We start from the raw sequence: 13,526 nt of genomic DNA on the forward strand, positions 1-13,526 counted from the left end.
TCTACATCCCGTTTTCCAGCAGACGTCCCAGTTTTTGCACACCCTCTTTTATCGCGGCTTTACCGGCATAACTGAACGACAGGCGGAGATATTCCGCACCGTCTTCATGATGCAGAAAAAAATATTTACCGGGTACATAGGAAACGCCGTGAGAAAGAGCCCTCGCCAGCATTGCGGATGTATCCGCTCCCGGCGCTTTCACCCATACAAAGTAACCGCCTTCAGGCACGTGCCAGGATGCGGATTTCGGAAGATATCTCTCTGATGCGGCGAGCAAAACGTCACGTTTGCTTTGATATGCTTCCCGCAAGACGGCGAGCCGTTTTTCAACATTCGTTTGTTCCAGATAGACGGCGGTCACCGCTTGGGAAAACGGGTGGCCTAAGTCTTTTTTTAACCATGACAATGCCGTGATGAATGCGGCGTCCCCTGCAATCCAGCCGATCCTCATACCCGGGGCGATGACTTTTGATAATGAACCGGCGTACAGCACCCGGCCGTTTTGATCCATGGCTTTTAAGGGCGGCGGAATATCGGTGAATCCGAGCTCGCCGTATGCATCATCCTCCAAGATGAGAAAATCATACGCTTCGGCAAGCTGAAGCAGGCGGGTTCTCCGCTTCGCTGACATTACGGTTCCCGCAGGATTCTGAAAAGCGGGTATCGTGTAGAGAAGACGGGGAAGCAGAAGCCCTTTTCGTTTTCTTTCCTCAAGCATGAGCGCTAATGTTTCTGTTTGCAGGCCCTCTTGATCTGTCGGAATGCTCATGATATGCGGTGTGTAATTTTTAAAAATCTCGAGCGCTTCCATGTAGACCGGAGCTTCAACGGCAGCGGCGGTTTGTTCATCGAGGAAAACCCGTGCAGCCAGATCTATCGCCTGACAGGCGCCTGACGTCACGAGCAGCTCATCGTCCCGACAGTGAATGCCACGGGTGGCTGCCCGTTCTTGAATCTGCTTTTTTAAAACGGCCGTCCTCGGGCTTCCCATATAATGCAGCGGCAGATCGCGCTCCTCATCCAGAAGGCGGGCGGCGGCTTCTTTCAGCTCCTTATCAGGAACGAGTGCGGGATTGGGATAGCCGGAATGCAGGGGGATGCACGCTTTCGGAACTGCCGGCATCCATTCCCCGGGAGGATCGTTTGTCAGAGCTTTCTTTACATGGTCAGAAAAAAAAGATTCGGCCTGCATGTGATGTTATCCCCTTTCACAAGTCAGCTTCTATACATTTTCTTCAAAATAAGCCCCCAGCACTTCTTCCACATTCGTCAGGTGCGCGGTCATCGCGGCTTCCGCTTCATCCGCGTCTCCGGCGGCGACGGCGCTGTAAATGCGTTCATGCTCTTCATACAATCGCTGCACGCTCGTTCGTTTAGAAAACAGCCAAATTTTTCTCGTTTCTCTCATCGTTTCCAAAAGAAGCGCGGAGACATGATTCATGAGATGCTTGAGCAGCCCGTTTTGTGATGCTTCCGCCAGCGCCATGTGAAAGGAGAAATCAGCTTTTTCGCCCAATTCTTCGTCTCCGTCAATGTCTTTCATCTCCATGAGAGCTTGGCGGATTTTTTGTAAATCATCTTCGGTGCGTTTTTCAGCGGCCATGGCGGCGACGCCGAGTTCAAGCAGCTTTCTGACTTCGAGCAGCTGTTTGACATCCTCTTTTTTCATCAAGAGGGCGGAAGAAAGCGGCTGGGAAACATGAGACGGCTCAAATTCTCTTATGTATGTGCCTTCTCCCTGCTTCATGTCGACGAGCCCCATCGCTTTCAAAGCCGACAGCGCTTCTCTGACCGCCGAGCGGCTGACCTGAAAACTCTCAGAAAGCGCCTGAACGGAATCAAGCTTTTCACCCGGCTTAAGCTCGCCCGCTTTTATCTTCTCCAGCAATGCGTCAGCGACTTCCTCGTAGATTTTTTTCGTTTTAATTTGTTTATATTTCAACGCGATCACCCCGTCACTTGTGAATCTTGATGTTTATCGTCTATTATACTTCTTTTTTTGTATTGCCGACAGGTTCAGACAATTTGTTCAAGAAAAGTATTGTACTTTCAAAACTTTCAAAATATAATGCTAATTAACCCGGTCATCAGATGACCTTATCATAAAAAGTAATCGCTTACATGACATAAGGAGGGGTTTTTTAGGGATGCAATGGACACAGGGGTACGCTCCTTTAGGGGGAAATTTGCTTTTATCGGCAGCTTGCGCGCTCGTGCCGATTATCTTCTTTTTTTGGGCGCTTGCGGTGAAACGGATGAAGGGGTACATAGCGGGGCTTTTAACATTAGCCGTTTCACTTTTAATCGCTGTATTTGTTTACGGCATGCCGGCGGAAAAAGCGGTGATGTCGGCTTCTCAAGGAGCGGTGTACGGGCTGCTTCCGATCGGCTGGATTATCGTCACATCGGTCTTTCTGTATAAAATCACCGTGAAAACGGGACAGTTTGAGATTATCCGGAGTTCGGTGCTGTCAATTACAGATGACCGGCGTTTGCAGGCGCTGCTCATCGCCTTTTCATTCGGGGCGTTTTTAGAAGGCGCCGCCGGTTTCGGCGCTCCCGTCGCGATCTCGGCTGCTTTGCTCGTCGGACTTGGTTTTCAGCCGCTGTATGCGGCGGGAATTTGCCTGATTGCCAATACGGCGCCCGTTGCCTTCGGCGCGATCGGCATTCCGATTACCGCCGTCGAAGGTCCGACCGGGATACCGGCAATGGAAATTTCTCAAATGGTCGGCCGGCAGCTTCCGTTTTTATCCGTCTTTATTCCGCTGTACTTAATCATTTTGATGAGCGGGTTTAAAAAGGCTTTTGAGATATGGCCGGCCATTCTTGTTTCCGGCGTCTCCTTTGCGGCCGTGCAGTACGCAAGCTCGAATTTTTTAGGGCCTGAGCTTCCGGATGTGCTGTCGGCGCTAGTTTCCATGGCCGCGCTCGCTGTGTTTTTGAAATTTTGGAAACCGAAAACGGCCTTTCGTTTCGCGGCAGAACGGGAATCAGCAGCGGCCGCTGACCGGGCGCCGATCAAGTACGGGGGCGCCGCGGTGTTTAAAGCGTGGTCTCCTTTCCTTCTTCTGACGGCCATGATATCCGTCTGGGGGATTCCCGGCGTGAAGGCTGCCTTAACCGGTCATTACGAAGGAACGTCAATGTGGCTTTCCTGGCTGAATGCAGCCGGGCGTGCATTGACCTTCACGCCTCCCGTCCCATTTGTAAATCAGCAGATTCTTCAGGCGGACGGCACGCCTATTGAAGCCGTGTACAAACTTGAGCTTTTCGGTTCAGCGGGGACGGCGATTCTGATTGCCGCCGTCATCTCCAAGTTCGCCCTCGGCATGTCGTGGAAGACTTGGGGCGAAGCGTTTATAGAAACGGTGAAAGAATTAACGCTTCCGGTCGTGACCATTGTTTCTGTTGTCGGCTTTGCTTATGTGACGAATGCTTCCGGCATGAGCACGACACTCGGTCTTGCGCTTGCCATGACGGGCGCGATGTTTACCTTTTTTTCGCCGGTGCTCGGCTGGCTCGGCGTATTTATTACCGGCTCTGATACGTCGGCCAACCTATTGTTCGGCGGATTGCAAAAGGTAACGGCGCTCTCTGTCGGGATGGACCCGGTTCTCTCCGTCGCCGCCAATTCTTCAGGCGGTGTCACCGGAAAAATGATTTCTCCGCAATCCATTGCGGTTGCCTGTGCCGCTGTCGGTCTGGCGGGCAAGGAAGCCGACCTTTTCCGCTTTACGATTAAGCACAGTCTGTTTTTGCTTCTGCTCGTCTGTCTCATTACATTTTTACAGCATCATCTGTTTTCATGGATGATCCCGTAACACGGAGAACCTCCCCGGGGTTTGGCTCGGGGAGGTTTCAGCTGTACCGTTTTCTCGCCGATGACGGCGGAATATTTAATTGGTCACGGTACTTGGCGACGGTGCGCCTTGAGATTCGGATGTCATATTGTTCATGCAGCAGATCGGCAAGCTTTTGGTCTGAAAAAGGTTTCTTTTTATCTTCTTTACCGACCAATGCCTCCAGATGCGCTTTCACGGCATAATTGGAGGCACCGCCGTCCCCCGATGATTCAGCTTTCGCCGAGAAAAATGTTTTCATTTCATACAGTCCGTACGGCGTCTGAACGTACTTCCCTTTGATTGCCCGGCTGATCGTTGATTCGTGGAGCTCCAGCGTTTCCGCCACCTCTCTTAAGGTCAGCGGCTGCATTCCGCTTTTTCCTGTGAGAAAAAAGGATTCCTGCCGTTCAGTCAGGACGCCGATAATTCTCGTGATCGTTTGTTTTCTTTGCGACAAAGCCCGGTTCAGCCAGCGCCATTCCTGATATTTTGCCGACAGATAATTTTTCGTGTCACGGCACCCGGCAGCTGACAGCAGCGGCTGATAATGGGTATGAAGCTGGATGTCAGGAAACGAACGGCTGTTGAGCCGCGCTTGAATGATGCCGTTTTTCACTGTGATGAAAATATCCGGTTCCACGTAAAAACCCGGCTCCTCATGCGCATAACAGAGCCCCGGCCTCGGATCAAGCGCGCTGATCATGTCAGCGATGTCCTGAATGTCTTTAAGCGGAATGCCCGTTTTTAGTGTAAGCGCTTTCCAGTTCTTTCTTGCAAATAGCTCAAAATAGGCTTCGGCAATCCATTCCGCCTGTTCGTTCCGCTCGGGCAAGCGGCGGAGCTGAAGAAGGATGCATTCCTGCAAAGACCGGGCGCCGATTCCCGCGGGCTCAAGGGATTGAAGCTTTTTCAGAACCGCTTCCGTCTCCTCTTGTGAAGCGGATACATGGTCGGCGGCGGCTGGTATATCCTCTTTTAAATATCCGTTTGAATCCAATGAATGTATCAGATAATTGAAAATTTTTTTCTCATCATCGGACAGCTTCATGTCTAAGGCTTGCTGTTTGAGCGAATCCTGAAGCGTTTTGCGGGTAAGTCTGATCTGCTGGCTTCCGTCCCGTTCTTTCATCCTGTTTTTATTTGTTTTATGGTAAGATAGTAGCGGCGTGTCTGTTTCCTTTCGTTCAATCAGAGGGTTTTCCAGTGAGAGCTCATCAATATATCCGGCCAGTTCCGCGGAATTGTATCCGAGTAATGTGATAGCCTGTTTAAGCTCTTGCGTTAATTGAGGCTTTAACATTTGTGTTTGCTGAAGTTTGATATCCATCATGCTCACTCCCCTTTTTTCATTGTACATGATTGGTTTCATACCGTATATACTTATTAAAAGGAGTTGCTTTATAGATGTCAGAACTTTTTTCTGTTCCTTATTTTATTGAAAACTTTACACAGCACATTGAAATGAATCCGAATGAAGACCGAATTCATGCGATGAACAGCTATTACCGTTCCGTCGTTTCAACCCTTGTTCAGGATCAGCTGACAAAAAACTCGGTTGTGCTCAAAAGAATTCAGCATTTGGATGAGGCGTACAACAAAGTAAAACGCGGTGAAACAAAATAAACCTTCCGCTCATTCAAAGCGGAAGGTTTTCCTTCGTGCCGGCGGTTTCCCCGATCAGACGGACATCCGGCGCTTCGTGCATCCAGGTGTAATAATAGTTGGCGTTTTTCCCGTATGAATTATCAATGACGGTATTAGGTTTCCCGAGAAGCGAGGACAGAATGTGACCGTGAAGCCTTGACGTTTCCACCGATTCGTATCTGCTGAAAAACAGGACCGCTTTCTTCGTTAAGAAATCGGAATAGCGTTTCCAAAACCGCGCAATCGACAGCGGGTTTCCCGCTTTTTTATTCAAAACATTCAGTGTTTGGAAAAAAGCGATTCCCCTGCGGTCGCTTGCTGACAGCACATCCTGCCAGTCGCAGCTTTTAACGGAAGAATTGGTTTGCAGCTTCGGATTGATTTCCCCATCCGTGCGGATAAAATGAAGCCTGCCGCGTGACGGAGCCGCTGACGCCGCCATCGGATACAGCTGATGGGCCATATCAGGCATAAGCCCGATATGATTCGCCGAAAAAAAGCGTTTCGCGGTCTCGTATGACACATGATCCCTCGTAAACAGATGGAGATCCTTGTGCTCCGCAAAAAGCGCCGCTGTCTTTTGCAGCCGTGTCTCATCCTGATAATAAATGGATTGCGGCAGGATGACGATCCTGTTTTCCGGGAAGGATTTGACGATTTTTTCCCTGAACGTCTGATAGTACGGATAGAGATCCCCGAAATTCCCGCCACCCTGACAGACGATGATTGTCTTTTTGTCCGCCCGGCGCCCGAATGGAAAATTGTCGGGATTCCAGCGCTGTTTCACGCGGATGCCGTGCGCTTTAAAAAACGCCTCCGTCCCCTTCATAATCAATAAATCCCCTACATTTCCGTAGAGGGGATAGTCGGCATATATGATGTCAGATTGCGGCGGTATAACGCTGAGCAGCCCCGTCAACGTTTCTTTTAATCGGCTCATAACATGGCGGTTGTCCATGTTTTCTCCCCTTTCGTTTCAAACAGTTGCGCAAGTGCGTCAATGACACGCTGCTGCTCCTCAGAAGACAAGTCAGACCCGGACGGCAGACAGATGCCCCGGCTGAAAAGATTTTCAGAGACCCGTTCATGTTCGCTGTGAGGATAAAAGACGGAAGATGAGAAAAGCGGCTGCGTATGCAGCGGTTTCCACAGCGGCCGGGCCTCAATATTCTGTTCCGCAAGACAGGCGACTGCTTCTTCCGGCGTCACGCCGTTATCAAGCGTCAGAGCCGTCAGCCAGCGGTTTGAAACCGTTCCTTCAAGCTCCGGCATCATGCGGATGCCCGGATACGTTTCCAGCGCTTCCCGATACCTGTGAAAGATTTCTCTCCTCGCCCGGACGCGATCTTCGAGCACTTCCAGCTGCGATATCCCCACGCCCGCGAGAATGTTGCTGAGCCTGTAGTTATACCCGAGCTCGCTGTGCTGGTAATGAACGGCGGCATCTCTCGCCTGTGACGCAAGAAACCTCGCTTTTTCAATCGCGGCTTCATCGTCAGACACGAGCATGCCGCCTCCCGATGTTGTAATGATTTTGTTGCCGTTAAAGGAATAAATGCCGAAACGGCCGAACGTGCCGCTCTGCCTGCCTTTATATGTTGATCCTAAGGACTCGGCAGCGTCTTCAATCAGACAGACGCCGTATGCGTCACAAAGGCTCATTAATTCATCCATTTTCGCGCTTTGGCCGTAAAGATTGACGGCGATCACCGCTTTCGGGAGTCTGCCGCGCCGCTTTGCATCCCGCAGCGCCCGCTCAAGCGCATCGGGCGACATATTCCACGTCTCCCATTCCGAATCAATAAAAACGGGCTCAGCCTGCTCATACACAATCGGATTCGCCGTGGCGACAAACGTAAAGGAAGGACAAAATACAGCGTCTCCTTTTTTCACACCCGCAAGCCGCAGGGCAAGATGGATGGCGGCCGTTCCCGAGCTTACGGCCGCCGCGCTTTTCACTCCCGCATATTCCGCGAGCCGCGCTTCAAACGAATTGACGAGCGGACCGAGCGGGGCAATCCAATTGGAGCGGAAGGCTTCTGCAATGTATTCCTGTTCTTTTCCGCTCATATGAGGCGGAGACAAATAAATCCGTTTGTTTGTTTGCATGAAATCATCCTTTTTCATTATGGATAGGGGAGATGATGCGGGCCGGAACGCCGACCGCCGTCACATGGCCGGGAATCCGGCTGATGACGGCAGCCCCCGCGCCGATAACGGACCAAGGGCCGATGTCAATCTGCGGTATGACGGACGCGCCGATTCCGATGTGCGTTCCTTCCCCGACTTTCACTCCGCCGGCAAGCGCCGCGCGCGGTGAAAGATGGACGTAATCTCCGATTGCATTGTCATGATCGGCAACCGCCCCCGTATTGATGATGCAATGGGCGCCGATGTCAGCGCCCGCCTGAATGACGGCGCCCGCCATCACAACCGTTCCGTGTCCGACGGAAGCCGTTTCACTGACGATCGCTCCGGGGTGAATGAGTGCGGCATAATCATCATCTTCAAGCCCAAGCGTTTCAGCGAACTGCTTTCTGACGCCGTTGCGGCCGATGCATATCGTGAATACGGCCTCGGGGACGAGCTTCCGAAGCATGTGCACGTCTTCCGTCCGGCCCGTATATAAACCGTTCCGAACGGCAAAACCGCTGAATCCGTCATCCAATACGCCCGCAAGCTCCATATCGGAACGGGCCTGCACGATTTCTCTCACGACTTTTCCGTGTCCGCCGTTTCCGATCAGCACGACCTTTTTCACGATGACATATCTCCGCTGCCTGTGAAGCGCTTTGCCGTCACATGACCGGCTTGATGTATGCCTTCTGACACGAGAACTTTTTTCACTGTTAAAAGCAGAATCTTTAAGTCGAGAAGAAATGTGCGATTGTCGACGTACCACACGTCGAGCTTGAATTTTTCCTCCCATGAAATCGCGTTTCTCCCGTTAATCTGCGCCCAGCCCGTAATCCCCGGCTTCACCTCGTGGCGCCGCGCCTGCTCCGCCGTGTAAAGCGGCAGATAATCCATCAGCAGAGGGCGGGGGCCGACCAGACTGATATCTCCTTTGAGCACATTAAAAAGCTGGGGAAGCTCATCGATGCTCAGTTTTCTGATCAGCCTTCCCGTTTTGGTCAGGCGGAGATGATCCGGAAGCAGCACACCGTTTTCATCACGCGCATCCGTCATCGTTCTGAGTTTATACAACGTAAACGGACGCCCGTTATGCCCCGGTCTCGTCTGTTTGAACAATACCGGAGACCCGATGGCGCATCTGACGGCGGCCATGGCGAAGAGAAGGATGACGCTCGCGCCGCACAATAACAACGTCGCGGCCGCTATATCAAATACACGTTTCGCCTTCAAATCTGAACAGCTCCTTTCACTTTTCGGTATTTCTGTAAAGCAAGCCGCCTTTCTTCTTTCGTACAAATGAAGAAAAAAGCGAATGCGGCATAGCTTATGCATACGGCAAGCCCTGCGGCGATCAGGCCGGCCCAGCTGTCAAGCGGTGAAAACAGCCGGATACCCCGGCAAACAGCCCAGGCAAATACGGCCGCCGCCAACGGGCCGAACATGCCTTTATAAAACGCGGTTTTCTGAAAGCCCGTAATATGCGAAACATACAGCGGCGTGAAGACGGCATTTTTCAAAATGAGAGAGACTGCACCGGCAATGGTGATGCCGTACAGCCCGAGATGTGCCGGTCCGCTGAGAACCACGGCCAATATGACGTTCAGTCCGCCTAAACATAAAGTAACGACGGCGGGTGTTTTTTGTTTATTAAAAGCCGTCCATACGTAAAAAAGCGGCATGACAGAGAGACTGACCGCCAAATACGCGGCGTGAATGTATAAAAGCGGCGCCGTCTGCACAAACGACGGGCCCAGCCAAATCGCCAGAAACGGTTCGGCAAGCCCTCCTAATAATGCGGCGGGAAGCGCGAGCAGAAGCCCGTTCATCCGCACAGCCTTATTGGCGTAAGACAGGAGACCTTCCATATCGCCTTTTGAATAGTAGGAAGTCAAAACCGGCGCAAACAGTGAAGCAAGCGTCCCGGCAAGACTTCTGAGCAGGAGCGGGAATTGAATAATCGCCGCATAGACACCCGCTTCAGACGGCCCCAGCACAAGGTTGGCCGTCATGAGGTCAATCTGCAGAAACAGCAGCACGCCGATCTGGTTGACAGAGCTCCAGGCACCGGCCGAAAACAGCACTTTGCTCGTTTGTAATGACAAGGTTTTACGGCTGAAAGAAAACCACGGAATCAATTTCTTAAAGAAGAAAAAAGTCAGCACAGCCGCACAGACAGCTCCCGCTAATGCCGAAAGCTGGATCTGCCAGATTTTCGGCGGCAGGCACGTAAACAGAGCGAGCACACACAGCACCCTGACCAGCATTTGCACAGCCTGAATGGAACTTGTGATATAAAGCTTGTTGGCAAAAAACGGCCCCGTCGCGAATCCCGCCATAAAAAATGTCAGCATAAACAGCACGCTGCCGATTACGATGGACAGCCTCACATCCGTTAGCAGCCCGGCCGGCACATTCATAATCTTGTCAATAAAAAAAGCCGTCCCGGCGAGCGGCACAGCGAGTAATAGAGATATCACGACAGACGCGGCTAAATAATTGCTTACATACGCATTGGCCTCGTCCCTGTTCCCCCTGTGGGCGGCGACGGAGAAAAACCTCACAACGACAGAGCTCAGCGCAACGGTGATAATAGAGAAATAGTTAATGATATTCTGTGTCAGATGGACAAACCCAAAAGCCTCCACACCTAATGTTTTCACAATAAAGGGCGTCATCCACACTGATAAAAACACCGATAGTAAAAACGCCGTCACATTGGCGCCGAAATTAATGGCAAATTTCATGCTCCTTCCGCACTGCCTTTCTCTTTCGATTTCCGTTCGAAAAACGCATGCAGAAGAAGAGGAAGGCGCATTTTGCACAGGCCGAGCACCACGCGCTCCCCCGCCAGCAGCTGTTTATGGCGGCACGGCGTCCTGCGCACCGCCATTTTTACCATGTCATACGTTAAGATTCTGCCGATGTGCGCCGTAATCTGATGTGACAGCTGCGGGGCGGCGCATGCGTTGGCGATCAGCATCGGAATCTGATGCTTGCACAAATATGTATCGATATCGCTCCGGCAGGCGTCCGTCAGCCCGTTCGCCTCATAAAAAGCCATTTTCGCTGCATATTGCTTTTGCAGTTCTTGATCTAAGTGGGGCTTAAACGGTGTTTCTGTGAGACTTTGCGGATTTTCCCGGTAGATATACAGCCCTTCGTCTATCACTTTGACACGCGCGGCTTGGCGGAACGCTGCCAAGTTAAACGGAGAGTCCTCGGCAAACCGGATATCTTCATGGAACAACAGTCCTTGCAATGATTCCCGCCGGTATATATAGCGCCACACATACCAAATAAACCGATGTTCGTGCGCGCGGGTCAGCAATGCAGTCATTTCATCCGCTGTGAAGACGCGGCCCGGCGGAATGGACGGCGGCATATATGTTCTTTCTTTAGACGGCGTTTCCTTATAATAACCGCAGCCGGCGATATCCAGCCGGTTCTTCTCCGCTTCTTCATAAAGCCTTTCGAACATCGTTTCCGTCACATAGTCATCGCCGTCCGCAAAACCGATATAACGGCCGCGGGCGGCTTTTATTCCGGCATTGCGGGCCGAGCTGAGGCCGCCGTTTTCTTTATGAATCACCCGGATTCTCGCATCTTCTGCGGCGAATTGTTCAGCAATCCGGCCTGACTGATCCGGTGAGCCGTCATTGACGAAAATGATTTCGATGTCTCTCAGCGTCTGTTTTGTTAAAGAAACCGCGCATTCTTTAATAAAAGGCTCTGTCTTATACATCGGCACGATCACGCTCACAAGCGGCGCGGTCATTGGGCATCACCGCTGATTTTCGAGCGCAGCCCGGCAAAATAAACACTTCGCAAAGAACCGCCTTCCTCATGCTTGCCGCTGAGCAGCTGGTTTACGGCGGCCGTTACAGTTTCAGGGTCTGGACGTTCAAGCAATGTCATGTTCGGTATGTTTTTCAGCCATTGATAGCCTTCCATCACTTTATGATCAAACGAACGAATGACGACACAAGGCGTTTTCGTCAGCGCACAAAAAATCATCCCGTGAAGCCTGTCAGTGACGACGGTTTCCGCGCCTTTCAGCGTATTCCAAAGCGCCTCCAGCTCCTTTTCACGTGTATGGCGGCTGACCCTCCGGCCGACCGTCGTGGTAAAGGAATGCAGCTCGCCGTACTCTTTTGCCAAAGCTTCTTTTACCATCGTTCTGTCCTCAGCCGTCAGCGCACTCTCCTTATCCTCCCGTAAACAGAGGTAGATCCCTTCCCGCGGGATGTGCCGCTCGCTTTTATCCAAATATAAGACCATGTCAGGCTGTTTGAGCACTGTTTTTCCGGGAAAATGACGCTTCATCCATTGATACGTCGTCTCATCTCTCGCCATTAACAAAAGGTCGGGATGCGCATTGTACACTTTTCGGGCGCGCTTCAGCTCCTTCCGTCCCTTTTTTGATTCAGAAAAGTGAGCCGTCGCCGGAAGCTGAACGATCCGATATTCCCGGAATGTTTTGATGATAAAGCGGCGCGTCCATTCCTCATACCTGTACAAATCCCCCATGTTCCCGCCGCCGATGATGAATACCATATCATCGGGGTGGCGCTTTTTGATCAGCGCTTTTGCCGATCTGTAGATATCCTTCATATCCACTTCGACAATGTCAAAATCGGGATACTCCCGTTCAAGAAACGTTTTGCTTGCGTAGGCGATGGCGTGATCGCCGAGATTATCGTGGGACGGGAGCAGCGTCAGAATGATCTTTTTTCTTGCCGCTGTAAGCCCCGCCCCATCCGCTGCCGTTCCGAAGTGAAATTGGGACGGGTATTTGACCTTAAGCAATAGCCATTCCGCGAGATTGATTTTTAAAGATTGTATCGACATGTCTTCACCCTCTGATTTTCATTTTGTACTCGATTGCCCGCTGATACGCGGCTGATGCCAGCGACACGAACGGAATCAGCTTCAGCTTCGCCAAAAGCAGAAGGCATGAACGTTTGGCGTCAAACGGCGCCGTTCCGGTTTTGGAAAGGCTCAGGCGAAATACGGGATCAGCGCATATCCGGCTGATATTCTTCCACTTCTCAGAAAACCGGCCGCCGTTATTCCGCTTCCATTCATTCAGCAGGCAGACTGTTCCGTGCTGAACGATGAAAAAATCCAGCTCCTGCCGGTATTCCTGTAAGCAGCCGTTTTCACGCAAAAAAGCCTCGTTCAGCCGATAGAGAACGAGACCTGAGTCAAACAGCTTTTTCTGATAGCTTTGCACAATGGAAGTCAAGTGAATCCGATAATGATAGAGCGGCTGATCCACGTACGAGACCGCACCTGCGAAAACATGCGCCCGGAGGCTGAAGTACTGATCCTCCACGTGCTCCAGCTCATCACGAAGCGGAAAGCGCAGCTGATGATGCTCGATCATGGTTCTTTTGTACAGCTTGTTCCATGAAAAACCGCTGACTCTTCCTTCAAATAAATCTCTCAGGTACCGTTGTTTCGGGCGGCCCTCGTACGCTGAAGCAATCGTTGAAACGGCGGTTTTCCCCGTATCCGCAAACTCGGCCGCATATTCGCAAATCACGAGATCAGCCTGATCAGCCTTCGCTTTTTTATACATGCGCAGGCAATAATCAGGTTCAACCCAGTCGTCCGCATCAATAAAAGCGATAAATTCGCCGCGCGCCGCCTCGATTCCCCTGTTGCGGACGGCTCCGAGCCCCCGGTTTTGCTGATGAATGACCCTGATTCTCTCATCCCGCTTCTGATAGGTTTCAAGAATCGCCGGGCTTTGATCCGTTGACCCGTCATTAACGGCCACGATTTCGATATTGGCGAGCGACTGATTGAGCAATGAATCTAAGCATCTTTCTAAATAAGTTTCCGTATTATACACAGCAATTAATAAACTGACCGCGGGTGTTTCCATATAAACCTCCA

13 protein-coding genes are annotated in these 13,526 nt (G+C 51.4%); 2 read left to right on the top strand and 11 right to left on the bottom strand.

Annotation, left to right across the window (positions count from 1 at the left end; translation table 11 throughout):
• Position 1: 1 nt before the first annotated feature.
• Together G4O42_RS16470 and lutR are read right to left on the bottom strand one after the other, a co-directional pair.
• The gene (locus G4O42_RS16470; protein ID WP_032876346.1) at positions 2-1,192 is read right to left on the bottom strand and encodes an aminotransferase-like domain-containing protein; all 1,191 of its coding nucleotides are present in this window, start codon (positions 1,190-1,192) and stop codon (positions 2-4) included.
• Positions 1,193-1,222: 30 nt separating this feature from the next.
• Positions 1,223-1,942 (bottom strand): L-lactate utilization/bacilysin biosynthesis transcriptional regulator LutR, encoded by a 720-nt coding sequence (gene lutR, locus G4O42_RS16475; RefSeq protein WP_024085825.1) that lies wholly within the window; start codon positions 1,940-1,942, stop codon positions 1,223-1,225.
• Between the two features lie 205 nt (positions 1,943-2,147).
• On the opposite strand from lutR, the gene lutP reads away from it, so the two are divergent.
• Positions 2,148-3,824 carry an L-lactate permease LutP gene (gene lutP / locus G4O42_RS16480; RefSeq protein WP_007613900.1) on the top strand — a complete coding sequence of 559 codons (1,677 nt, stop codon included), beginning with the start codon at positions 2,148-2,150 and terminating at the stop codon, positions 3,822-3,824.
• Between the two features lie 37 nt (positions 3,825-3,861).
• On the opposite strand, the gene rpoN is transcribed toward lutP, so the two are convergent.
• Positions 3,862-5,172: an RNA polymerase factor sigma-54 gene (rpoN, locus tag G4O42_RS16485; protein WP_032876964.1), complete on the bottom strand. Its 1,311-nt coding sequence runs from the start codon at positions 5,170-5,172 to the stop codon at positions 3,862-3,864.
• 77 nt (positions 5,173-5,249) lie between these two features.
• On the opposite strand from rpoN, the gene yvfG reads away from it, so the two are divergent.
• Positions 5,250-5,468 carry a protein YvfG gene (yvfG, locus tag G4O42_RS16490; RefSeq protein ID WP_003151570.1) on the top strand — a complete coding sequence of 73 codons (219 nt, stop codon included), beginning with the start codon at positions 5,250-5,252 and terminating at the stop codon, positions 5,466-5,468.
• A 13-nt stretch (positions 5,469-5,481) separates the two neighbouring features.
• On the opposite strand, the gene G4O42_RS16495 is transcribed toward yvfG, so the two are convergent.
• The 8 genes from G4O42_RS16495 to G4O42_RS16530 are packed head-to-tail and all read right to left on the bottom strand — an operon-like array spanning position 5,482 to position 13,515.
• Complete coding sequence (locus G4O42_RS16495; RefSeq protein ID WP_032876344.1) at positions 5,482-6,447, bottom strand: polysaccharide pyruvyl transferase family protein; 966 nt, start codon at positions 6,445-6,447, stop codon at positions 5,482-5,484.
• A complete protein-coding gene (locus tag G4O42_RS16500) occupies positions 6,426-7,598 on the bottom strand; it encodes a DegT/DnrJ/EryC1/StrS family aminotransferase (RefSeq protein WP_032876341.1) in 1,173 nt (390 codons plus the stop codon). Before G4O42_RS16500 ends, G4O42_RS16495 begins: the two co-directional genes overlap by 22 nt.
• 4 nt (positions 7,599-7,602) lie before the next feature.
• On the bottom strand, positions 7,603-8,250 hold the full coding sequence (locus tag G4O42_RS16505) for an acetyltransferase (protein ID WP_032876338.1): 648 nt from the start codon (positions 8,248-8,250) through the stop codon (positions 7,603-7,605).
• A complete protein-coding gene (locus G4O42_RS16510; RefSeq protein WP_032876336.1) occupies positions 8,247-8,855 on the bottom strand; it encodes a sugar transferase in 609 nt (202 codons plus the stop codon). The genes G4O42_RS16505 and G4O42_RS16510 overlap by 4 nt, the downstream gene beginning before the upstream one ends.
• Entirely contained in the window at positions 8,852-10,369 is a 1,518-nt protein-coding gene (locus G4O42_RS16515) for an MATE family efflux transporter (RefSeq protein ID WP_032876333.1), read from the bottom strand. The genes G4O42_RS16510 and G4O42_RS16515 overlap by 4 nt, the downstream gene beginning before the upstream one ends.
• The gene (locus G4O42_RS16520) at positions 10,366-11,400 is read right to left on the bottom strand and encodes a glycosyltransferase (protein WP_032876329.1); all 1,035 of its coding nucleotides are present in this window, start codon (positions 11,398-11,400) and stop codon (positions 10,366-10,368) included. The genes G4O42_RS16515 and G4O42_RS16520 overlap by 4 nt, the downstream gene beginning before the upstream one ends.
• Entirely contained in the window at positions 11,397-12,473 is a 1,077-nt protein-coding gene (locus G4O42_RS16525; protein ID WP_032876326.1) for a polysaccharide pyruvyl transferase family protein, read from the bottom strand. The genes G4O42_RS16520 and G4O42_RS16525 overlap by 4 nt, the downstream gene beginning before the upstream one ends.
• Positions 12,474-12,477: 4 nt before the next feature.
• On the bottom strand, positions 12,478-13,515 hold the full coding sequence (locus tag G4O42_RS16530; protein ID WP_032876323.1) for a glycosyltransferase family 2 protein: 1,038 nt from the start codon (positions 13,513-13,515) through the stop codon (positions 12,478-12,480).
• Positions 13,516-13,526 lie beyond the last annotated feature (11 nt).

It is taken from the genome of Bacillus sp. LUNF1 (assembly GCF_011008975.1).
Classification (GTDB): Bacteria; Bacillota; Bacilli; order Bacillales; family Bacillaceae; genus Bacillus; species Bacillus velezensis.